Below are 22,879 nucleotides of genomic sequence, written 5' to 3'. Positions count from 1 at the left end.
TCCACAGGTGCGCGGGTCACGGGTGGCGGGCATCGGCGCCGCCGACGCCGTCATCTCCATCGTGCCGGCGTGCCGCCCGCCGAAGGCAGGGGCCGAGCGGCCCCCGGCCTGGTCCGCTCGGCTCCGGGGGCCGGCCGTTCGGCCTGGTGTTCCCCGGCGATCCGGTGCTCGATCCGGTGGCGCACCCGGCCCGCGAGCCGGGCCAGCGGAGGTGAGGTGGCCGGACGCGGCGGCATGGGTTCGCGGATCCTGCGGGCCTGCGGCGGCAGCCCGGCCAGGTCGGCGTCGAGGCGCTGCCGCGCCCGCTCCAGGGTGTCGGGCGGCCCGGTCCTGCGGCCGTCGCGCATCACCGTCTCCAGCAGCGGGCTGCCACCGCGCGGCGGCAGCTCGTCCCGTTCCCCGATCACATCGGCGAAGCCGGGCCGCCGCCAGACCTGTTTGGCGCCGGGCGCCGTGGCCTTCGCCGAGGACAGCTTCATCACCGGCAGTCCGTCGTAGGCGACCAGTTTGTAGGCGGAGTCCAGATAGGCGGAGTCCGCCGAGACCCCGACCCGGGTGCCCACCGCGAACACGTCGATCGGAGCCCCCGCGCGTACCAGCTCGGCCACGGCGTACTCGTCCAGCCCGCCACTGGCCACGATCCGCACCCGCTCCAGCCCCGCCTCGTCGAGGATCCGCCGCGCCCGCACCGCGAGCGCGCCGAGGTCGCCGCTGTCCAGCCGGATGGCGGAACCGGCGTCCGGACCCAGGTCGCGCAGGACCCGGGCGGCGGTGGCCACGCCCGTCAGGGTGTCGTAGGTGTCCACCAGGAAGGTCACCGGACCGGGATGGGCACGGGCGAACGCCCGGAACGCGCTCTCCTCGTCCGGGAACGCCTCGATGTACGAGTGCGCCATCGTGCCGCTCGCCGTGAGTCCGTACGCGGTGGCCGCCTCGACATTGCTCGTCCCGGCGAATCCGGCCATGGCGCTCAGCCGGGCGGCCTGCATCCCGGCCTGCGGGCCGTGGGTGCGGCGCAGTGCGAAGTCCAGCACCGGGTGGCCGTCGGCGGCCAGCACACACCGCACCGCCTTGGAGGCGATGGTGGTCTGGTGGCTGAGCTGGCCCAGCAGATACGTCTCGACGAGCTGGGCCTGGGGCAGCGGCGCCGTCAGCTCCAGCAGCGGCTCCCCGGCCAGGACGACCCGGCCCTCGGGTACCGCCCGCACCTCACCGTCGAACTCCAGGCCCAGCAGGGGCTCCAGGTCCTCCCGGGGGCGGTGCAGCGCGTCGGCGAACGCCTCGACGTCGTCCGGCCACACCCGGAAGCCGGACAGGTAGTCCAGCGCCGGTTCCAGCCCCGCGGCCACCAGGAACCCGCGCTCGGGCGGGAGGTCGCGGACGTAGAGGTCGAAGGTGGCCGGTGCGGTCATGCCCTCCCGCACATAGGACAGGGCCATGGTCGCCTCGTAGAGATCGGTGGTCATCGCGTTCGACATCGTCGTGCTCTCCCTCGTCCCAACTCATGCCTCGTCCCGACTCATGGGCTGCCAGGGCGGGTTGACCGGCGAACCGGGCCGGTGTTCAGCCGCACGGCACCACCGCCACCGGACACGGCGCGTGGTGCACGGCGGCGTGGGTCACCGCGCCCAGCCGTGGTCCGCCACCGTGTCCGGCCCCGTCGCGCCCCAGGACGAGCAGTCCGGAGCCCGCGGCGGCGCGCACCACACCGCGGCCCGCGCGCTCGGAGGTGATCTCCTCGGCCACCGGCACCCGCGGATACTTGTCCCGCCACGGCAGCAGCGCCGCGCTCAGCGCGGCCGTGGCGTCGGGGTCCGCCCGGTGGGCGCCCGCGTGCACCGCGCGCAGCGAACCGCCGCGCCGCGCAGCCGCGTCGAAGGCGAACTCCAGCACCTCGTCGGACGCCCGCCGCAGCCCCAGGCCCACGGTCACATCCGCGTTGCGGCCGCCGTCGTCCGCGTGCACCAGCACCATCGGCCGGGTGCCGCGGGCCAGGGTCTGCCGCCCGGTGGAACCGAGCAGGAATCCGCCGATGGTGCCGCGTCCGCGTGAACCGAGCACCAGCATCTCCGCGTCGCGGCCCGCGGCCAGCAGCGCGGGCACCGTCTCCTGCGGCACCAGTTCGGCGGTGACCCTCAGTTCCGGATGGGCGGCGCGCAACTCGCCCACGGTGTCGCTCAGCAGACGGCGCGCCCAGTAGTTCTGGTCGTCTCCGCGGGGGATGTCCTCCCCGGACGTCACATCCGGGTCCGTGGGCGCGAGCAGGATCCAGGCGTGGACGAGCCGCAGCGCCACATCGCGCAGCAGCGCCTCACGTGCCGCCCAGTGCGCGGCGGGCGGGCTCTCGGGAAAACCGTCGATGCCGACGGTGATGGGCGGTCGCACGACCGTCACCTCCGTATCTCTCTTCCGGCGTGTGGTTGCGCCGTGTGGTGTTCCTTCTCCGTTCAGCCCGCCCGGATCCGGCGGCCGGTGATGCTGCCGGGTTCGATACGCAGCCACAGATCGCGGCTGCCGCCCGGCCAGGGGGCCGAGTACGCCGTGTCGGCCAGCCGCCGGACCGCCGCCGGGTCGGTGACCCGCTGCGCGCGTCCGACGACCAGCACGCTCCAGCCCTCGCTGAGCGCCTCGTCGATATGGTCCACCTCGAAGGCGACCTCGGTGTCCGCGGCCGCGGCGGGGGTGGCGTCGGGCGCGGTCCGGAAGACCACGGCGTCGTCCACCACGCTGTAGTTGACCGGGATGACGGCGGGGCCCCGCGCGGTGGACACCGAGACCCGGCCCACGCCGTGGGCGGCCAGCCGCTCCCGGCACTCCTCGGGTCCCATCTCCAGCAGATCGGGGTGGGGTGCCGCACGCGCCCTGCCGGGCGGCCGCTCGGTGCCGCCGCCGTGCAGTGCGGCCGCGGTGGTGTCCAGGGCCGCCGCGACCCGCAGCAGCGCCCCGGCCCCGGGATCGGCCGGATACTCCTCGAGATAGCGCACATAGCCCGGTGAGGTGCCCGCGCGTTCCGCCAACTCCTCACGGGAGAGGTGCAGTTGGACGCGGCGGTCGGCCACCCGGCGCCCGATGTCACCTGCGCCGGTCACCGGACGCGTCACCGCCTCCGGATCAGGTCCCGTCGCCCCGGGCGCCACCGGTCATCCCTCCCGGGTCGCCAGGGGCCGGGCCGGGCCACCGAGCGCGATCTTGATGGCGCCGGTGTCGATGGCCTGGGAGAAGACGTCGTACGCCTCCTCCATCTGGTCCAGCTCGAAGAGATGGGTGATCAGCATGGCCGCGGGCAGCCGTCCGGCGGCCAGCATGGACAGCAGGGTGGGCGTGGAGTACGTGTCGACCAGCCCGGTGGTGATCGTCACGTTCTTGATCCACAGCTTCTCCAGGTGCAGGGTGGCGGGCCTGGCGTGCACCCCGACGTTGGCGATCCGGCCACCGGGCCGCACCATGCGGGTGCACGCCTCGAAGCTCTGCGGTGTGCCCACCGCCTCGATCACCACATCGGCGCCAAGTCCCTCGGTGAGGTCGTCGACCAGCCGCTCCGGATCCTCGTCCGCGGCGGCCACCGCGTCGGCGCCGACCCGCTTCGCCGCGTCCAGCCGTGCGCCGGGGTAGTCGACCGCGATGATCCGGCCGGGGGAGAAGAACTCCGCGGTGGCGATGGCCGCCAGCCCGATCGGTCCGGCGCCCACCACGGCGACCGTGTCGCCGGGCCCCACCCGGCCGTTGAGCACCCCCACCTCGTAGGCGGTGGGGAAGATGTCCGCGAGCAGGACCGCGTCCTGCCCCTCGGCCGAGCCGGGCAGCGGATGCACCGACAGATCGGCGAACGGCACCCGGACGTACTCCGCCTGGGTGCCGTTGATCGTGCGCCCCAGGATCCAGCCGCCCCCGCCGCGGCACTGCCCGTAGGCCCGCTCCCGGCAGAACCGGCAGTGGCCGCACGCCGAGATGCACGAGATCAGCACCCGGTCCCCGGGCCGGACGCTCCGCACGTCCTCCCCGGTCTCCACCACCTCGCCCACGGCCTCGTGGCCGAGGACCGTACCGGGCCTGACGTCCGGTACGTCGCCGTTCAGGATGTGCAGGTCGGTGCCGCAGATGGTGACCGTGTCGATCCGCACGATCGCGTCGGTGACCTCCTCGAGGTCGGGGTCGGGCACCTCCTCCCAGGAGGACCGCCCCGGTCCGTGGAAGACGAGTCCTTTCATGGCCGTTCCCTCTCCTCACTCAAGTCTGGGGTACGACGGCGACCGGACAGGCGGCGTGGTGTGCCACGGCCTGGGCGACGGGACCCAGCCGAGGCCCCGGGCCCGACCGGCGCGGACCGCGCCCCACGACCAGCAGCGCCGCTCCGCGCGCGGCCTCCACCAGTCGCCGGGCCGGGCTGTCGGACGCGATCTCCTCGACGACCCGCACCTCGGCGAACTTGTCCCGCCACGGCGCCAGCGCGTCCGCCAGTGTGCGCTCGGCCTCCTCGCGGGCATCGGTCAGCCCGACGTCCACCACCCACGGCGCGGAGCCCCGGATCGCCGGGACCCTGCTGGCGTACACGCACAGCAGCCCGGCGGTGCGCCGGGCCGCCGCGTCGAACGCGAACTCCAGGACGTCGTCGCAGGTCCCGCGCAGATCCACCCCCGCCACCACATCGCTGTCGCGGGTGTCCGGCGCGTCCGCCCGCACCAGGACCACGGGCGTGGTGGCGTGGGCGGCCAGCTCCAGCCCGACCGAGCCCATGAAGAAACCGGCGACCGCCCCGAGCGAACGGGACCCCACCACCAGCAACTGGGCCCGTTCCGCCTCGGCCAGCAGTACCGGTCCGGGGTAGCCGGGGATCTGGTCGGTGAGGATCGGCATGTCCGGGTGCGCGGCGTCCAGTTCGGCCCGCGCCGAACGCAGCGCGCGCTCGGCCCAGTAGTGCCAGGCGGCCTCCCGGCCGGGGGTCAGGTCCAACTGGTCCGGGCCCGGCCAGGCGTTGACCAGCCGTAGCGGAGCGTCCCGCAGCATCGCCTCGTGCGCCGCCCAGTCGGCGGCGGCCAGGCTCTCGGGGGACCCGTCAAGGCCCGCGGTGACGGGGCGCGCCATCGCAGCCTCCTCTCCGGCGTGGCGGGGGAGCGGCCGTCGGACCTCCCGGGCCCGTCGGCCCCCGGGACACCCGCCGGAACGTGTCGTCGCCGATCGGTCCGACCGGCGTGTTCCGGCGGGGTGATACGGGACGGTGGGGCCCATCGGGTCCGCTCGGGGCCGCTCCCGCGGTACACCCGCGGCGCCGGGGGCCGCCCGCTTCTCGCGGGCCCTGATTGCGCGGTGCGCGGTCGTCGGTGTCAGTGACGCCTCACCGGTCCGCTTCTCCGCGTCTGCTGGATGCCCCCGGTGCCACTTCCAGGGCACCACGCCCGGCCCTCCGATGCCAGGGCCGACCGGTCCCGCCACGAGGACCCCCCCGGGACAACCGGCCCATCCACCCCGCGCAGGCCCCCCGCGGCCGGGGGCGCCCGCGCGCCACCCGTATCCGACGGCCGCGGACATCCCGGCACCCCGTTCACCGGATGCCTCGCGGGAGGAACGCCGCCCGCGGCCGAACGCGCGGCCGGGCCTCGCCCGGAAGCGCACGCCCGGGAAGCCCGGCGCGGCGGTGGTGCCGTGCGGTGCCTGCGGTCTGTTTCCCGCGGGTGCCCTGCGGGGGAACGCCGCCCCGCGGGTTCGAACGGGCATGCCCGCGGTGCTCCGAGCCCGGCAGCGCTCTGCGGGCCGGTGCTCGGCCGGCCCGCGGCTCCCGCGCCTGTCCGGCCGGTCGACGGCCGCCGCGTGGTCGCGGGGGCGCTCAGCCGACCGGGACCAGGACCACCGGGCAGTGCGCGTGGTGGAGGACCGCGTGGGTGACGGGGCCGAGCTGGAGGCCCAGCCGGGCGGTGCGGCGGTGGACGGCCAGGACCAGGACGTCCGCCGCCCGTGACGCCTCCACCAGGGCCTGCGCGGGGGCGCTGTGCACCGTGTCCTCGCGGACACCCACCTCGCCGAACTCCTCGCGCAGCCCGGCCACCACGCGGTACGTCTCCTCCTGTGCGCGCTCCGCGCGCAGGGCCACGACCTCGCGTGAGGGCAGGGTGTGGTCGCCGCCGAAGGCGCGCGGGTGTGTCCACGCGTACAGCACACGCAGCCGCGCCCCGCGCCGGATCGCCTCCTCGAAGGCGAACCGCGCCGCCGCCTCGTCCGCGCCGCCCTCGACCCCGACCAGCACCCGGCCGTGGCCCTCGGGCCCGTACGCAGCGGGTACGTCGCCGCGGACCACCAGCAGCGGGCGGTCGGTGTGGGCGGCCAGCCGGAGGCCGACCGAGCCCAGCAGCAGACCGGTGAAGCCGCCCAGGCCGCGCGTACCGATGACGATGAGCGAGGCGCCGCGTCCGATGCGCAGCAGCTCCGGCACCGCGTCCTGCGCGGTGAGCGTGGGCACGATGCGCAGGCCGGGGTCCTTCTCGGAGGCCCGTGCCACCGCCAGCCGCAGCACCGTGCGGGCCACCTCGACGGGCGGCCGCTGGGGTTCGCTGTCCCGGTCGAAGGCGAGCGGATCGGTACGGGCCCACGGCCAGGCGTGCACGATCTCCAGCGTGGCACCGCGCCGCTGGGCCTCGGCCACGGCCCGGTCCAGCGCGCTCCAGGCGCTGTCGGAGCCGTCGAGGCCCACCACGACCCGTCCGTCCTGGGCCCGCCTGCCGCGTTCCGTCATGACGCGGCACCCCCCTGGCTGCGGGAGCCCTGGCCGCGGGAGTCGTCCACGCGGTAGGTGAGCCGGTCGACCACCGCCACCACCCCGTCCACCTGTCCGGCCATCCGCACCGCGATGGGGATCTCGCTGTGCCGGTCGAGCCGTCCCTCCAGCCGCACCACCCCGTCGGTCACGGTGACCGTGACGGTGTGCGGCAGCAGCCACAGCGAGCGCACCAGCACCTCGTCGATCACCTCGGCGCGGATCTCGTCGTCCGGGCGGAGGAAGACCCGCAGCAGGTCACGGCGGGTGACGATACCGATCAGCCGGTCCTCCTCGTCCACGACGGGCAGCCGTTCCACCCGGTGGCGGGCCATGGAGCGCGCGGCGTCCACGATGGTGTCCTGGGGGCGTACGGTGACCGCGGGCCGTGACATGAGCTGCCGGGCGGTGCGGCCGTCGGCGGACTGCCGCGGCACCCGGTCGGTCCGTCCGCCGCCGGGGTGGCCGTTCCCCTGCCGGGCCGTCAGTTCACCCAGATCGGTACCGGTGATCACACCGACCACCTTGTCGTCCTCGTCCACCACCGGCAGACCGTTGATGCGGTGCCGTGCCAGCAGTTGGCTGACCTCCTCGTACGAGGCCCCGTGGCCGACCCGGACGACATCGTCGGTCATCACGTTGCCGATCTTGCGGTGCTTCATCCCTGCCTCATCCCTGCCTGCCCGGATCCTGTCTCCAGCCTCCGCCGTCGCCCCGTGCCGCTTCTTGGGCTGCCCGGGGTGCGCTCGGGGCCGACCGGCCCGCCCCGGGGATGTGGGCCGAACGACCCCCGGCGGGGCCGAATCGCCCCTCGCGCCCGGGGCCGGACGGCGGGAGGGTGGGGACGACGGCGAAGGCCACCACTGCGAAGGGCGGTGGACACGGTGGCGCTCCCCCTGGTCGTGGGTGTCGACGGCTCACAGTCCAGCCTCAACGCCGTGGACTGGGCGGCGGACGCGGCGGCCCGGCACCGGGTGCCGCTGCGGCTGGTGCACGGTTCCCTGTGGGAGCGCTACGAGGGGATGAAGCCCGCCACCGACCCCGAGCGGCCCTGGGACCGGGTGTTGGCCGAGCAGATCACCGATGCCGCGGCCGACCGGGCGCGGCGGCGCGGCCCCGAGGTGAAGGTCTTCACCGAAGTGGTGCCGGAGGACCCGGTGTCCCTGCTGCTGCGCGCGGGTCAGGAGGCGTTCGGCGTGGTCACCGGGGCGCGCGGACGAGGTGAACTGTCCGCGCTGCTCCTGGGGTCGGTGGCCCTGATGGTGGCCGCCCGCGCCCCCTGCCCGGTCACCGTCGTACGGGGCGGGACCCCCAACCGCCGTGGCTCGTTCGGCCGGATCGTGCTCGGGGTGGACGAACCCGCCGGTGAGCCGGCCCCCGCCCTGCGGTACGCCTTCCTGGAGGCCGAGGCGGGCGGCCGCGAACTGGCCGCCGTACGCGCCTGGCGCTGCCCGGCCGGTGAGGTCACGGACGACCTGATGATCTACGGGGATCCGGTGCGCGCCCACTGGGCCCGTGCCGAGCGCGCGCTCGACGACGCCCTGCGGATCCCGGAGCGGGACCACCCCAAGGTGGTGGTCCGCCGCGAGACCGTCGAGGGCCCGGCCCGCAAGGCACTGCTGCACGCGGCGGCCACCGCCGACCTGCTGGTCGTCGGCGCCCACCGGCGCCACGGCCACCTCGCGGGGCTCCAGCTCGGCCGGGTGGCCCATACGGCGCTGCACCACGCCCCGTGTCCGGTGGCGATCGTCCCCGAGCGGATATGACGCCTCGTACGCGTGGGACGCCCCGTACCCACGGGGGACGCCCCGTACGCGGGGAAGAGAACGGAACGGACACTGCACGAGCCGGACATCCCACGAGGGAGAGAGGTCCATGCCCGACGACGCACCGACCACGGCGACGAGCGGACTCGCCGACGACGAACTCCGCGCCCTGGACGCCCACTGGCGGGCCGCGAACTACCTGGCGGCCGGTCAGATCTACCTGCTGGCGAATCCGCTGCTGACCGAGCCGCTGCGCCCCGAGCACATCAAACCCCGGCTGCTGGGGCACTGGGGGACCTCTCCCGGGCTCAACCTCGTCCACACCCATCTCAACCGGGTCATCAAGGCCCGTGACCTGGACGCCATCTGTGTCTGGGGCCCCGGCCACGGCGGCCCGGCGGTGCTCGCGGGGTCCTGGCTGGACGGCAGCTACGCGGAGGTCTACCCCGACGTCGGCCGGGACGCGGCGGGGATGGCCCGGCTGTTCCGCCAGTTCTCCTTCCCCGGCGGGGTGCCCAGCCATGTCGCCCCCGAGACCCCCGGCTCCATCCACGAGGGCGGTGAGCTCGGCTACTCGCTCGCCCACGCCTACGGCGCGGCCCTGGACAACCCCGGCCTCCTCGTCGCCTGCGTCATCGGGGACGGCGAGGCGGAGACCGGACCGCTGGCCGCCTCCTGGCACGCCAACAAGTTCCTCGACCCGGTCCACGACGGCGCCGTGCTGCCCGTCCTCCACCTCAACGGCTACAAGATCGCCAACCCCACACTGCTCGCCCGCCTCCCCGCGCCCGAACTCGAGGAGCTGCTGCGCGGATACGGCCATGAGCCGATCCAGGTGTCCGGCGACGACCCCGAACAGGTCCACCGGGACCTGGCCCGGGCGATGGACGAGGCGCTCGACCGGATCGCCCTGCTCCAGCGCACCGCCCGCGAGGAAGGCGTCGCCGAACGCCCGCGCTGGCCGGTGATCGTCCTGCGCACCCCCAAGGGCTGGACCGGTCCCGACCGGGTCGACGGCCTCCCGGTCGCGGACACCTGGCGTTCCCACCAGGTCCCGCTGCCGGGCGTCCGGGAGAACCCGGAGCATCTGCGGCAGCTCGAGCGGTGGCTGCGGTCCTACCGGCCGGAGGAGCTCTTCGACGAGGACGGACGGCCCCGCCCGGAGGTACTGGCGTGTGTACCCCAGGGGCCGCGGCGGCTGGGTGCCAATCCGCACGCCAACGGCGGCCTGCTGGTGCGCGATCTGCCGGTGCCCGCCCTGGAGCGGTACGCGGTGCCCGTCGAGAAGCCGGGGGTGACCCTGCACGAGCCCACCCGGGTGCTCGGCGATCTGCTGGAGCGGATCATGGAGGACACCGCCCACAGCCGTGACTTCCGTGTCGTGGGCCCCGACGAGACCGCCTCCAACCGGCTCCAGGCCCTGTTCCGGGCCACCGGCAAGGCGTGGCAGGAGCGGACCCTGACCACCGATGAGCACCTGGACCGGCACGGCCGGGTGATGGAGATCCTCTCCGAACATATGTGCCAGGGCTGGCTGGAGGGCTATCTGCTCACCGGACGGCACGGACTGTTCTCCTGCTACGAGGCGTTCGTGCACATCGTGGACTCCATGGTCAACCAGCACATCAAGTGGCTGAAGGTGTCCCGGGCGCTGCCATGGCGCCGCCCGGTGGCCTCCCTCAACTACCTGCTGACCTCCCACGTCTGGCGGCAGGACCACAATGGTTTCTCCCACCAGGACCCCGGTTTCGTGGACCACGTGCTCAACAAGAGCCCCGAGGTGGTGCGGGTCTATCTGCCGCCGGACGCCAACACCCTGCTCTGCGTGGCCGACCACGTGCTGCGCAGCCGTGACTACGTCAATGTGGTGGTCGCGGGCAAACAGCCGTGCTTCGACTGGCTCGACCTCGAACAGGCCCGCGCCCACTGCGCCCGCGGCGCCGGGAGCTGGGACTGGGCGGGCACCGAGAACGGCATGGGGGAACCCGATGTGGTGCTGGCGGCCGCCGGCGACGTCCCCACCCAGGAGGTCCTGGCGGCCGCCGCGATCCTCCGCCGCCATCTGCCCGATGTGGCGGTACGGGTGGTCAACGTCGTCGACATGACCCGGCTGCTGCCGCAGAAGGAACATCCGCACGGGATGCCGGACGCCGAGTTCGACGCCCTGTTCACCCGTGACCGGCCGGTCATCTTCGCCTACCACGGCTATCCGTGGCTGGTGCACCGGCTGGCCTACCGCCGGACCGTCCACCCGCAGCTCCACGTCCGCGGCTATCTGGAGTCGGGCACCACCACCACACCCTTCGACATGGTGGTCCGCAACGACCTGGACCGCTACCGGCTGGTGATGGACGTCATCGACCGCACCCCGGGCCTGGCGGTGCGTGCCGCCGCCGTACGCCAGCGGATGCAGGACGCGCGCAGCCGCCACCACGCCTGGATCCGCGAACACGGCACCGATATGCCCGAAGTGGCGGAGTGGTCCTGGAGCGGCTGAACCACCGTGCGGGGGCGCCGGGCGCCGTACCGGCCCCGGCGTCCCGTGACCCGTACGGCGCAGCAGGACAGGCCGATCCGCCCGCGGCGCGCACACCATGGGCGCATGACGGAGGAGAAGCGGCAAGGCGGGCGCTCGGGACTGATCGGTGAACTCTCCGCGGAGTTCGCCGGGACGATGGTGCTCATCCTCTTCGGATGCGGTGTCGTCGCCCAGGTGGTGGCCGCCGGTGCGCTGACCAAACCGCCGGGCGCGCTCGGTGACCACGACTCCATCGCCTGGGCCTGGGGGCTCGGTGTGACCCTGGGCGTGTATGTCGCCGCACGGCTCAGCGGCGCGCACATCAACCCGGCGGTCACCCTGTCCCTGGCGGCCTTCAAGGGCTTCCCGTGGAGCAAGGTGCTGCCCTACACCCTGGCCCAGACGCTCGGCGCGTTCGTCGCCGCCCTGCTGGTGCGCTGGAACTACACCGAAGTGCTGGCGGCCGCCGACCCCAAGCACACCTTCAAGACCCAGTTCGTGTTCTCCACCCTCCCGGGCAACGGCGGGCTGCCGGTGAGCGAATGGGGCGCGCTGCGCGACCAGATCATCGGCACCGCCATCCTGGTGCTGCTCATCTTCGCCGTCACCGATCTGCTGAACTCGCCGCCGGGGGCCAATCTGGGCCCGTTCATCATCGGCCTCATCGTGGTGGCGATCGGCATGGCCTGGGGTGCGGACGCGGGGTACGCCATCAACCCCGCCCGTGACTTCGGCCCCCGGCTGGCCAGCTTCCTCACCGGCTACGACACCGCGTGGCGAGATCAGTACGGGAACCTCTACTTCTGGGTGCCCATCGTCGGACCGCTGATCGGCGGACTGGTCGGCGCGGCCCTGTACAAGCTCCTGATCAGCCGCTTCCTCCCGGTCGCCGGACAGCAGGAAGTGGGCCGCACCCCCGCCCCCGAGAGCTGATCCGGGCCGGACCCATCCAGGAGAGGCGGCGGAAGGATGCCGGAATTCGTCGGAGCGGTGGACCAGGGGACCACCAGCACCCGCTTCATGATCTTCGATCATGACGGCGGCGAAGTGGCGAAGTACCAGCTGGAGCACCGGCAGATCCTGCCGCGCTCGGGATGGGTCGAACACGACCCGGTGGAGATCTGGGAGCGCACCAACTCCGTGATGCAGAACGCCATCCGCACCGGTGGGCTCTCACCCGCCGACCTGGCCGCCATCGGCATCACCAACCAGCGCGAGACCACCGTGATCTGGGATCCGCGCAACGGCCAGCCGTACCACAACGCGATCGTCTGGCAGGACACCCGCACCGACACCATCGCCGCCGCCCTCGAACGGGACGGCCACGGCGAGGTCATCCGCCGCAAGGCCGGACTGCCGCCCGCCACCTACTTCTCCGGCGGCAAGATCAAGTGGATCCTGGACAACGTCGAGGGTGTCCGCGAGGCAGCCGAACGCGGCCACGCGCTCTTCGGCAACACCGACGCCTGGGTGCTGTGGAACCTCACCGGCGGGCCCGGCGGCGGTATCCACGCCACCGACGTCACCAACGCCAGCCGCACCATGCTGATGAACCTGGAGACGCTGGACTGGGACGACGAACTGCTGGAGATCTTCGGCATTCCGCGGGCCATGCTGCCGACGATCAACCCCTCGTCCCACGCCGAGGCGTTCGGCCAGGCCCGCACCAGCCGTCCGCTGCGCACCGCGACCCCGATCACCGGTGTCCTCGGTGACCAGCAGGCGGCCACCGTCGGCCAGGTGTGCTTCAACCCCGGCGAGGCCAAGAACACCTACGGCACCGGCAACTTCCTGGTCCTCAACACCGGTGCGGAACTGGTCCGTTCGACCAGCGGACTGCTCACCACGGTGGCGTACCAGTTCGACGGCAGCCCCGCCGTCTACGCCCTGGAGGGCTCCATCGCGGTGACCGGCTCGGCCGTGCAGTGGCTGCGCGACCAGATGAAGATCATCGAGGATGCCCCGGCCAGTGAGCGGCTGGCGCGGACCGTCGAGGACCACGGCGGGGTCTACTTCGTCCCCGCGTTCTCCGGTCTTTTCGCACCGTACTGGCGCTCCGACGCCCGTGGCGCGATCGTCGGCCTCACCCGCTACAACACCAATGGCCACCTCGCCCGCGCCACCCTGGAGGCGATCTGCTACCAGAGCCGGGACGTGGTGGAGGCCATGGAGAAGGACGCCGGGATCCACCTCGGTGTGCTCCGGGTGGACGGCGGTGTCACCGAGAACGACCTGTGTATGCAGATCCAGGCCGATGTGCTGGGCGTACCGGTCAGCCGCCCGGTGGTGGCCGAGACCACCGCGCTCGGCGCCGCCTACGCCGCCGGTCTCGCCACCGGCTTCTGGCGGGACACCGATGAGCTGCGCTCCCACTGGAGCGAGTCCCGGCGCTGGGAGCCGGAGTGGAGCGCCGAGCGCCGCGAGGAGGGCTACGCGGGCTGGAAGAAGGCCGTGCAGCGCACCCTGGACTGGGTGCAGGTCTCCTAGCCCGGAGCGGCCCCACCCCTTGCCTGATCACCTCCGCCCGGGAATACCCGAATGGGGCAAATGAGACATACTCGAAAGTGAGGCCCGGGTTACGGGCTCTCCGAGTGTGGCCGTGGTGTGGCGGCGGTGAGGAGGACCGATCATGAAGAGCGAGGCGGCACTGGCCTTCGCCAGTGGTTACCTCTTCGGGCGCCGCCGCAGGATGCGGTGGGCGATGGCGCTCGCCGGTATGGCGGCGGGCAAACGCCTCGCGTCGGGCCGCGTTCCGGTGAACACCGACGCCCTGCCCACCGCCGAGATCGGCAAGGTGGGCCGCGATGTCCGCGGCACCTTGGTGTCCGCGGGGCGTTCGGCCGTGGTGTCGGCCGCCAGTAACCGCATGGAAGCCCTGAGTGACCGCATGGAGCGGCGGGCGGGCACCCTGCGCAACGGCCGGGACACCTCCGGGACATCGGAGGAGTCCGAGGAGCGGGAGCCCTCCGGCAAGCGGCAGACGAAGGGCAAGGAGAGCAGGGGCGAGGAGGGCAAAGGCCAGGCGGGCAAGGGCAAGCGGAGCAAGGGCGCGGCGCGCGAGCGCAAGGACACGTCCGGTTCGCGGCCCGGCGGACGCGGCCGGAACGGGAGCGGACAGCGGAAATCCGCCGACCGCCCGGCGAAGGCCCGCAAACAGAGCGAGTCGAGCGGGTCCGGACGACGGAGCCAGGGGTGAGGGGACATGGCGCAGAAGGCGGATGAACGAGGTTCGGGAGGAGCGCTCGGCGCCCTCGCCAAGGAACTGCCCACCGACCGGCTGAAGCAGGAGGCGCGCAACCTTGCCGGCGCCCTGGGGCAGAAGGCCCTCTCCTCGGTGACGCAGCTCGGCAAGAAGGGTCTCGGCAAGGGTGGGGACGGTCTGGACGTCCCGATGAAGCCGCTGGTGAAGGCGGGTCTTGAGACCGTCAAGGACAAGGCCGTGGACAAGGCCGAGGAAGTGATCCCGGGCCTGGGCGGCGGCAAGGACGGCGACCGTGACAAGAAGCTCAAGGTCACCAATATCGTGGAGCAGATCGACATCGGCGCGCCCCTGTCGCTCACCTATGACCTGTGGACCCAGTTCGAGGACTTCCCCAGCTATATGAAGAAGGTCGAGGACGTCTCGCAGGAGTCCGAGACCGAACTGGACTGGAAGGCCCAGGTCTTCTGGTCGCACCGCAAATGGCATTCCGAGATCGTCGAGCAGGTGCCGGACAAGCGCATCATCTGGACCTCACGGGCCGAGAAGGGCCATGTGAACGGCGCGGTCACCTTCCATGAGATCGCCCCCGAGCTCACCCGGATCCTCGTGGTCCTCCAGTACTACCCGCAGGGCTTCTTCGAACGCACCGGAAACATCTGGCGGGCCCAGGGCCGTCGGGTGCGCCTGGAGCTGAAGCACTTCCGCCGCCACCTGATGGCCGAAGTGCTGCTCAACCCCGACGACATCGAGGGCTGGCGCGGTGAGATCCGCGAGGGCGAGGTCGTCGACGAGGAAGAGGAAGAAGACGAGGACGAGTACGACGAGGACGAGGAATACGAGGACGACGACGAGTACGACGAGGATGACGCATACGAGGACGAAGAGGAAGAGGAGGAGGAAGAGGAGGAGGCGCCACGGCGGCGCTCACGCCGCCGCTGACCGTCCTCGCCCTCGTGTCACCGGCCAGGGGGGAAGAGGAACTTCTCGAACGGCAATGGGCCGATGGTCTCCGGATCGGCCGTGACGTCGAACAGCGCGGAGTACCCGGTGGCGAGGTAGAGTCCGCGCGCCTCGGGCTGACGCGGCCCCGTCGTCAAGTAGAGGCGGTGATAGCCGCGTTCGGCGGCGGCCCGTTCCAGCTCGGTCAGCACCCTGCGGGCGAGACCGCGCCTGCGGTGCGCGGAATGGGTCCAGATCCGCTTGAGTTCGGCGGTCCGCGCGTCGTAGCGGCGGAACGCGCCCCCGGCCACCGGCTCACCGTCCTCCAGCAGCAGGAGCAGCACTCCGTGCGGCGGTGTGAACTCCTCGGCCGGATAGCGGCTCAGCTCGCCGTGCGCGTCCTTGCCGTACCGGCGGGAGTACTCGTCCCCCAGTTCCCGCAGCAGCGGTTCCACCAGCGGATCGTCCGCGGTGACATGGGCCACCGACAGCCGCGCCCCAGGGGCGGCGACGGATGCGGACATGAACTCCACAGCCATGGAAGGGCCTTTCGCGAGGGAGACCTGCGCGACGGATCACGCGCGACAGGACGAACGGGACACGGGGAAGTGCGCCCGGCACGGGAAGGCACATGGCCGGGCGGTGCCGTCAGACGCGGGGGAAGGGGCGGCGGAGCCGCGATGGGGGACCGGCCACCGGCACGGTCCGCTGCCGGATCAGAACGGACACAACGCCGACCACACCCGACCGAAGTCGATGTGGTCGCGGGTGACCAGGGGCAGCGCACTCCTCACGCACATCATTGAGCACCGCGCGGACACCGTCCGTCAACCGCGGTCCATATGGTGGTCAGATATCGCCCAAGTGCGCCCAAGAGGTGCGGAGTTGACGCTTGAGGATCTTGCCGCTGGGGTTCTTCGGCAGGGACTCGACGAGCGCCACGTACTTGGGCACCTTGTACCCCGCGAGCCGGGAGCGGCAATGGTCCAGGATGTCCTGGACATCCAGCGTCTCACCCGGCCGGGGCACCACCACCGCCGTCACCGCTTCGATCCAGTACGGATGCGGCACCCCGAACACTGCGGCCTCGGTGACCGCCGGATGGGCGTGGATGACCTCCTCCACCTCGCGCCCGGACACGTTCTCACCGCCGCTGTTCACCATGTCCTTCTTGCGGTCGACGACGGTCAGATACCCCTCGTCGTCCAGCACCCCCAGATCGCCGCTGTGGAACCAGCCCCCGCGGAACGCCTCCGCGGTGCGCTCGGGGTCGCGCCAGTAGCCGAGCATGGTGTGCGGGCCCCGGTGCACGATCTCGCCGATGGTGCCCGGCGGCACCGGGCGGTCGTCCTCGTCCACCACCAGTGTCTCGACGTTGAGCGCGGCCCGCCCCGCGGACCCGGCCTTGCGCTCCTGGTCGGCCGGGCCCAGCACGGTGGCGATCGGGGACATCTCGGTCTGCCCGTAGAGGTTGTACAGCGCCAGTCCGGGCAGCCGGTGGCGCAGTTCGGCGAGGACGGCCACCGGCATCGACGCCGCGCCGTAGTACCCCTTGCGCAGCGACGACAGATCGCGGGTGCCGAACTCCGGATGGCGCAGCAGCGCGATCCACACCGTCGGCGGCGCGAACAGCTTGGTCACCCGTTCCGCCTCGATGGCGGCCAGCAGGGTGGCCGGATCCGGGCCGGGCAGCACCAGGCAGGTGGCGCCCAGATAGATGTCCGGTGTGAGACAGGCGTGCAGCTGGGCGCAGTGGTACAGCGGCATCGCGTGGATCTCGACGTCATCGACGGACATGTCACCGACCACGATCGCCGTCAGGTACTGGGAGATCAGATTGCGGCTGGTCATGATGGCGCCCTTGGGCCGGGACTCGGTTCCCGAGGTGTACATCAGCTGCACCGGATCGTCGTCGGAGAGGACCGGGTCGGGGATCCGGTGCCCGGCCTCCTCGCCCAGCTCGGCCAGGTCCTCCCAGTCCCCGCGCCCCCCGCCGATCGCCGCGCGCACCACCAGCCGCGGCGGCGCCGCCTCCGCCAGCGCGACATCGGCGGCGTCGAGCAGATCGGCACCCGCGACGATGCCCACGGACCCCGAGTGGTCCAGGACGTAGGCGACTTCGGGCGGGGTCAGCATGAAGTTCACCGGGACCGACACCGCGCCCAGCCGGGCCAGTGCGAAGTAGGCGACCACGAAGCCGTGGGAGTTGCGCGCGTACAGCACCACCCGGTCGCCAGGGGTCACCCCGCGCGCGGCCAGCGCGCCCGCGGTCCGGTCCACCACCGCGTCCAGTTCGGCGAACGTCTGTCGCAGCGGGCCGTCGACCACGGCGGTCTTGTGCGGCAGCCGCAGCGCGGTGCGGGACAGCAGATCGGCGATGCCGTGGCGGCGGGCGCGCACGATGTCCACGGGCAGGGAGGATGCGGTCACCGGTGTCTCCCGGGGTGGGGGGCGGACGGACGGATCGCCACGCTGGCACGGCCCGGGACGGGCTTCAAGAGTGACGGCGCCACAGGACCGCCGTGGCGGGACGTTTGCTTCGCCCGCCGACCGGCGTGACGGGGTGTTGCGTCCCCCGCGCCGACCGGCCCGCCACCGCCCATGCCGCCCCCCCGGCGACTAGGGCCGGACGGCCCTGGATCAAGGGCCGCGCAGCCCTGCCGCCGGGACCCGCTCCACGCCACGCTGGTGCTCCACACAAAGTGGGGGGAAGACGGACGGGCGGCCGCACCGAAGGAGTCATCTCACCGACTCCAACCATCTTCGGGCGCGGCCGCCCGTCCGTCCTGTGCCATCACGCTCATCACGCACCACATGCAAGGGGGAGACGTATGTCCCGAACCGCCGCCCGCACCGGTGTCCTGCTCGCCGTCGGCTGCGCCGCCGCACTGCTGTACCCCGCGGCACCCGCCGGAGCCGCCGGCTCGGTCCACCTGTCCAAGATCTATTACGACTCTCCCGGCAGCGACAACCGCAGCAACTCCAGCCTCAACGCGGAGTACGTCCAGATCAAGAACTCCACCTCGCGCGCGGTCAGCCTCACGGGCTGGGTGCTGGCCGACGCCAGTAACCACCGGTACACCTTCCCGGGCTACACCCTCGGCGCGGGCAAGACGGTGACCGTGCGCACCGGCACCGGCTCGGACACCTCCGCCACCAAGTACCAGGACCGCCGGGCCTACGTCTGGAACAACACCAGCGACAAGGCCACGCTGCGCAAGAGCAGCGGATCCGCCGTCGACACCTGCTCGTACAACAGCAGCCGCGCGGACTACAAGATCTGCTGACGACGGGGCCGCCGGCCACCCCGGTGGCCCGGCCGACCGGTGAACCTCGACACCCCCGGGGAGAATGGGGGTGTCGAGGAGCGAGAGCCGGTGAGCGGCCGTGTCGGACTGGGTGTGGGAGTACGAGGGCTACGCGCCCGCGGAGGAGCGGCTGCGGGAGTCGCTGTGCGCCCTGGGCAACGGCTACCTCGCCACCCGGGGGGCGGCCTCCGAGACCGGGGCCGATGAGACGCACTACCCGGGCACCTATGCCGCGGGCTGCTACAACCGGCTGGTCTCGGAGGTGTCCGGACGCCAGGTCGAGAACGAGGACCTGGTCAACCTGCCGAACTGGCTCCCGCTGCGCTACCGGCTCACCGGGCCCGACCCCGCGGACCCCGCGGACCCCGGCCCCTGGCTCACGCCCGACGGCGCGGAGCTGACCGAGTACCGGCAGGTCCTCGATCTGCGGCACGGCACGCTCACCCGGCGGCTGCGGTTCACCGACCGCCACCGCCGGGTGCTCGTCGTGGAGCAGTGGCGGCTGGTCCATATGCGTGACCCCCATCTCGCGGCGCAGCGGACCACCTTCACCGCCGTGGGCTGGTCGGGCACGCTCGAGATCGAGTCCGCCCTCGACGGTGCTGTGGCGAACCGGGGAGTGGCCCGCTACCGCGATCTGTCCGGACACCATCTGACCGAGCTGCGCACCGGGGCCGCCGCGCCCGACACGGTGTGGCTGAGCTGCCGCACCTCCACCTCCGACGTACGGGTGGCGATGGCCGCGCGCACCCGGATGACCGAGGGCGCGTCCACCACCGCGGGAGCGCGTCTCACCGCGACCGGGGCCGTCCGCGCGCTCACCGTGCCGATCACCGACGGGGCGCCCGTCACGGTGGAGAAGACCGTGGCGGTGCACACCTCCCGGGACGCGGCCATCGCCGATCCGCTGTGCGCCGCCGTCGACCGGGTGGAACGCGCCCCGGACTTCGCCGGACTGCTGGCGTCCCACCACACCGCCTGGGAACACCTCTGGCGCGAGGGCGCGTTGGAGGTGCCCGGCGAGGCGGGCCGCATCCTGCGGCTGCACCTGTTCCACGTCCTGCAGACGCTCTCCCCGCACACCGCCGAGCGGGACGTGGGCGTACCGGCGCGGGGACTCCACGGTGAGGCGTACCGCGGTCATGTGTTCTGGGACGAGCTGTTCGTCCTGCCGTATCTGAACCTGCACTTCCCCGAGGTGTCCCGGGCGCTGCTGCACTACCGCCACCGCCGGCTGCCCCAGGCGTGCCGCGCCGCGGCGGACGCCGGGCGGGCCGGGGCGATGTACCCGTGGCAGAGCGGCAGCGACGGCCGCGAGGAGACCCAGACCCTCCATCTGAACCCGCGTTCGGGCCGCTGGCTGCCCGACCACTCGCGGTTGCAGCACCATGTGGGCTCGGCCGTGGCGTACAACGTGTGGCAGTACTGCCAGGCCACCGGGGACACCGAGTTCCTGCACGCCAAGGGCGCGGAGATGCTGGTGCAGATCGCCCGGTTCTGGGCGGACGCCGCCGTGCTCGACCCGGCCCTGGGGCGCTACCGCATCCGCGGGGTGGTGGGCCCCGACGAGTACCACGACGGCTACCCCGGCGCCGAGCAGCCGGGCCTCGACGACAACGCCTACACCAATGTGATGGCCGCCTGGGTGCTCACCCGCGCCCTGGAGCTGGCCCGCGCCCTGCCCGAACCGCGGCGCCGGGAGCTGTTCGAGCGCATCGGCCTGGACCGCGCCGAACCGGAGCGCTGGGAGGATGTCTCCCGGCGGCTGCGGATCCCCTTCCACCAGGGTGTCATCAGCCAGTTCGACGGCTACCAGGACCTGGCGGAGCTGGACTGGGAGGGCTATCGCGCGCGCTACGGCGACATCCGGCGGCTGGACCGGATCCTGGAGTCCGAGGGCGATACGGTCAACCGCTACCAGGCGTCCAAGCAGGCCGACGCGCTGATGCTCGGCTACCTCTTCTCGCCCGCCGAACTGTCCGAGCTCTTCCTGCGGCTCGGCTACGGCCTGGACGACGACACCTGGCACGCCACCGTGGCGTACTACCTGCACCGCACCAGCCATGGCTCGACGCTCAGCGGACTGGTGCACGGCTGGGTGCTGGCACGGGCCCGGCGGGCCGAGGCATGGGGGTACTGCCAGGAGGCGCTGACCGGCGATGTCGCGGACATCCAGGGCGGCACCACCGGGGAGGGCATCCATCTCGGTGCCATGGGCGGCACGCTCGATCTGGTGCAGCGTGGCCTGACCGGTCTGGAGACCCGTGAGGACGCCCTGTGGCTGGACCCGGTGCCGCTGCCGGAGCTCTCGGAGTACGCGGTGTCCGTGCGCTACCGCGGCCACTGGGGGATCGTGCTGAGGCTGCGCTCCGGACGGCTGTGGATCAGGGTGCCGGACTCGGAGGAGTCGCCCATCGAGGTTCGGATGGCCGACCGCACCCTGACCCTCGCGCCGGGGGAGTCCGTTTGGCTGCCGCTGCCATCCGACTGACGGCAGCGGCGAACGGCTTCCGCTACCCGGCCAGTGTGTCCAGGATCTGCTGTCCGTACTTCTCCAGCTTGCTCTCGCCCACCCCGCTGACCGTGGCGAGGGCCTCCAGCGACGCGGGGTGCTCGGTGGCGATCTGCCGCAGCGTGGCGTCGTGGAAGATCACATACGCCGGGACGCCCTGCTCCTTCGCCGAGGCGGCGCGCCAGGCGCGCAGCCGCTCGAAGACCGGCACGGCCTCGGCGGGCAGTTCGGCGGCCGCCTCCGCGCCCTTGGGCCGGGACCCCTTCGCGGGCTTCGCCGCGCGGGCGGCCTTCTCCGGCTCCCGCCGCAGCCTGACCTCGCGCTGCCGGTTCAGCACCTCGGCACTGGCCTCGGTGAGCACCAGGGTGCCGTAGTCGCCCTCGACGCCGAGCAGCCCCTGGGAGAGCAACTGCCGCACCACACCGCGCCATTCGGCCTCGCGCAGCTCGGTGCCGATGCCGAACACCGACAGCGCGTCATGGTCGAACTGGATGACCTTCGCCGTCTTCTTGCCGAGCAGGATGTCGATGATCTGGCCTGCGCCGAACTTCTGATTGCGCTCCCGCTTCAGCCGGACCACCGTGGACAGCAGCTTCTGCGCGGGGACGGTGCCGTCCCAGGACTCCGGCGGGGTCAGACAGGAGTCGCAGTTGCCGCACGGACCGCTCTGCTGGCCGAAGTAGGCCAGCAGCCGGACCCGGCGGCACTCGACCGTCTCGCACAGTGCAAGCATGGCGTCCAGATGGGCGCCCAGCCGCCGCCGGTGGGCGTCGTCCCCCTCCGAGGTGTCGATCATCTTGCGCTGCTGGATCACGTCCTGGAGCCCGTACGCCAGCCACGCGGTGGACGGCAGCCCGTCCCGCCCGGCCCGGCCCGTCTCCTGGTAGTAGCCCTCGACGGACTTGGGCAGGTCCAGATGGGCCACGAACCGCACATCCGGTTTGTCGATGCCCATGCCGAAGGCGATGGTGGCGACCACCACCAGACCGTCCTCGCGCAGGAAGCGCCCCTGGTGTTCGGCGCGGACGCGCGCGTCCAGCCCCGCGTGGTACGGCACCGCCTCGATCCCGTTCGCCACCAGGAAGTCGGCGGTCTTCTCCACCGAGGCGCGGGACAGGCAGTAGACGATGCCCGCATCGCCCGCGTGCTCGGTGCGCAGCAGCTCCAGCAGCTGCCGCTTGGGGTCGTTCTTGGGGGCGATCCGGTACTGGATGTTCGGGCGGTCGAAGCTGGCCACGTAGTGGTGGGCGTCCTGGAGCTTCAGCCGCGAGGCGATCTCGGAGTGGGTGGCCTCGGTGGCGGTCGCCGTGAGCGCGATCCGGGGCACGGTGGGCCAGCGCTCGTGCAGCTCGGACAGGGCCAGGTAGTCGGGGCGGAAGTCGTGTCCCCACTGCGCCACGCAGTGGGCCTCGTCGATGGCGAACAGGGACACCGTGCCCCGGTCCAGCAGCCGCAGTGTGGACTCCACGCGCAGCCGCTCCGGCGCCAGGTACAGCAGGTCCAGCTCGCCCGCGAGGAACTCGGCCTCGACCAGCCGCCGCTCGTCGAGGTCCTGGGTGGAGTTGAGGAACCCGGCCCGCACCCCGAGGTTGCGCAGCGCGTCCACCTGGTCCTGCATCAGCGCGATGAGCGGGGAGACGACCACGCCCACGCCCTTCCGGACCAGCGCGGGGATCTGGTAGCAGAGCGACTTTCCGCCGCCGGTCGGCATCAGGACCAGCGCGTCGCCACCGGCCACCACATGTTCGATGATCTCCTGCTGACCTCCCCGGAACGCGTCGTAGCCGAAGACGCGGTGCAGTACCCGCTCCGCCTCGCTGCCGTCGGGACCGTTGCCGGGTTCGGGACCGTTTTCCGGGAGAGCCATCCGGCGATTCTAGGGGTCCGGG

General features: G+C 72.5%; 18 protein-coding genes. 8 read left to right on the top strand and 10 right to left on the bottom strand.

Features of this window, described 5'->3' with window-relative positions:
- Positions 1 to 50: 50 nt before the first annotated feature.
- The 7 genes from NMK44_RS11270 to NMK44_RS11240 form a co-directional block, all read right to left on the bottom strand.
- Complete coding sequence (locus NMK44_RS11270) at positions 51 to 1,478, bottom strand: nicotinate phosphoribosyltransferase (protein WP_254741134.1); 1,428 nt, start codon at positions 1,476 to 1,478, stop codon at positions 51 to 53.
- 85 nt (positions 1,479 to 1,563) lie between these two features.
- Positions 1,564 to 2,385, bottom strand: coding sequence for a universal stress protein (locus tag NMK44_RS11265; protein WP_254741133.1), 822 nt, complete (start codon positions 2,383 to 2,385; stop codon positions 1,564 to 1,566).
- A 62-nt stretch (positions 2,386 to 2,447) separates the two neighbouring features.
- Positions 2,448 to 3,089 carry a helix-turn-helix domain-containing protein gene (locus NMK44_RS11260; RefSeq protein WP_254741131.1) on the bottom strand — a complete coding sequence of 214 codons (642 nt, stop codon included), beginning with the start codon at positions 3,087 to 3,089 and terminating at the stop codon, positions 2,448 to 2,450.
- A 51-nt stretch (positions 3,090 to 3,140) separates the two neighbouring features.
- Positions 3,141 to 4,208, bottom strand: a complete 1,068-nt coding sequence (locus tag NMK44_RS11255) for an alcohol dehydrogenase catalytic domain-containing protein (RefSeq protein ID WP_254741129.1) — start codon at positions 4,206 to 4,208, stop codon at positions 3,141 to 3,143.
- Between the two features lie 19 nt (positions 4,209 to 4,227).
- The gene (locus NMK44_RS11250) at positions 4,228 to 5,082 is read right to left on the bottom strand and encodes a universal stress protein (protein ID WP_254741127.1); all 855 of its coding nucleotides are present in this window, start codon (positions 5,080 to 5,082) and stop codon (positions 4,228 to 4,230) included.
- Positions 5,083 to 5,821: 739 nt separating this feature from the next.
- Positions 5,822 to 6,724 (bottom strand): universal stress protein, encoded by a 903-nt coding sequence (locus NMK44_RS11245; protein WP_254741125.1) that lies wholly within the window; start codon positions 6,722 to 6,724, stop codon positions 5,822 to 5,824.
- Complete coding sequence (locus NMK44_RS11240; protein ID WP_254741123.1) at positions 6,721 to 7,407, bottom strand: CBS domain-containing protein; 687 nt, start codon at positions 7,405 to 7,407, stop codon at positions 6,721 to 6,723. Before NMK44_RS11240 ends, NMK44_RS11245 begins: the two co-directional genes overlap by 4 nt.
- A gap of 222 nt (positions 7,408 to 7,629) precedes the next feature.
- Between NMK44_RS11240 and NMK44_RS11235 the strand changes: the two genes are divergently transcribed.
- From NMK44_RS11235 to NMK44_RS11210, 6 genes are all read left to right on the top strand, one after another.
- Entirely contained in the window at positions 7,630 to 8,511 is an 882-nt protein-coding gene (locus NMK44_RS11235; RefSeq protein ID WP_254741121.1) for a universal stress protein, read from the top strand.
- A gap of 109 nt (positions 8,512 to 8,620) precedes the next feature.
- Positions 8,621 to 11,008 (top strand): phosphoketolase family protein, encoded by a 2,388-nt coding sequence (locus NMK44_RS11230; RefSeq protein ID WP_254741118.1) that lies wholly within the window; start codon positions 8,621 to 8,623, stop codon positions 11,006 to 11,008.
- Between the two features lie 105 nt (positions 11,009 to 11,113).
- Positions 11,114 to 11,962 (top strand): MIP/aquaporin family protein, encoded by an 849-nt coding sequence (locus tag NMK44_RS11225; RefSeq protein ID WP_254741115.1) that lies wholly within the window; start codon positions 11,114 to 11,116, stop codon positions 11,960 to 11,962.
- A gap of 36 nt (positions 11,963 to 11,998) precedes the next feature.
- Positions 11,999 to 13,516 carry a glycerol kinase GlpK gene (glpK, locus tag NMK44_RS11220; protein ID WP_254741112.1) on the top strand — a complete coding sequence of 506 codons (1,518 nt, stop codon included), beginning with the start codon at positions 11,999 to 12,001 and terminating at the stop codon, positions 13,514 to 13,516.
- Positions 13,517 to 13,658: 142 nt separating this feature from the next.
- Positions 13,659 to 14,225, top strand: coding sequence for a hypothetical protein (locus NMK44_RS11215; protein WP_254741109.1), 567 nt, complete (start codon positions 13,659 to 13,661; stop codon positions 14,223 to 14,225).
- Between the two features lie 6 nt (positions 14,226 to 14,231).
- Complete coding sequence (locus NMK44_RS11210) at positions 14,232 to 15,170, top strand: SRPBCC family protein (protein WP_254741106.1); 939 nt, start codon at positions 14,232 to 14,234, stop codon at positions 15,168 to 15,170.
- Between the two features lie 17 nt (positions 15,171 to 15,187).
- On the opposite strand, the gene NMK44_RS11205 is transcribed toward NMK44_RS11210, so the two are convergent.
- Both NMK44_RS11205 and NMK44_RS11200 read right to left on the bottom strand, forming a co-directional pair.
- Positions 15,188 to 15,694: a GNAT family N-acetyltransferase gene (locus NMK44_RS11205; protein WP_254741103.1), complete on the bottom strand. Its 507-nt coding sequence runs from the start codon at positions 15,692 to 15,694 to the stop codon at positions 15,188 to 15,190.
- 325 nt (positions 15,695 to 16,019) lie between these two features.
- The gene (locus NMK44_RS11200) at positions 16,020 to 17,600 is read right to left on the bottom strand and encodes a fatty acyl-CoA synthetase (RefSeq protein ID WP_254741101.1); all 1,581 of its coding nucleotides are present in this window, start codon (positions 17,598 to 17,600) and stop codon (positions 16,020 to 16,022) included.
- Between the two features lie 401 nt (positions 17,601 to 18,001).
- Between NMK44_RS11200 and NMK44_RS11195 the strand changes: the two genes are divergently transcribed.
- A complete protein-coding gene (locus NMK44_RS11195; RefSeq protein WP_254741099.1) occupies positions 18,002 to 18,457 on the top strand; it encodes a lamin tail domain-containing protein in 456 nt (151 codons plus the stop codon).
- A 100-nt stretch (positions 18,458 to 18,557) separates the two neighbouring features.
- Positions 18,558 to 20,969, top strand: a complete 2,412-nt coding sequence (locus NMK44_RS11190; protein ID WP_254741097.1) for a glycoside hydrolase family 65 protein — start codon at positions 18,558 to 18,560, stop codon at positions 20,967 to 20,969.
- A gap of 22 nt (positions 20,970 to 20,991) precedes the next feature.
- On the opposite strand, the gene recQ is transcribed toward NMK44_RS11190, so the two are convergent.
- Entirely contained in the window at positions 20,992 to 22,857 is a 1,866-nt protein-coding gene (recQ, locus tag NMK44_RS11185; protein ID WP_254741095.1) for a DNA helicase RecQ, read from the bottom strand.
- Between the last annotated feature and the right edge of the window lie 22 nt (positions 22,858 to 22,879).

Origin of the sequence: Streptomyces cucumeris (assembly GCF_024295805.1) — a bacterium.
In the GTDB taxonomy this organism is placed as follows: Bacteria; Actinomycetota; Actinomycetes; order Streptomycetales; family Streptomycetaceae; genus Streptomyces; species Streptomyces cucumeris.
Note: the sequence above shows the minus strand (reverse complement) of the source record. Positions and strands in the feature narration are given on the sequence as shown.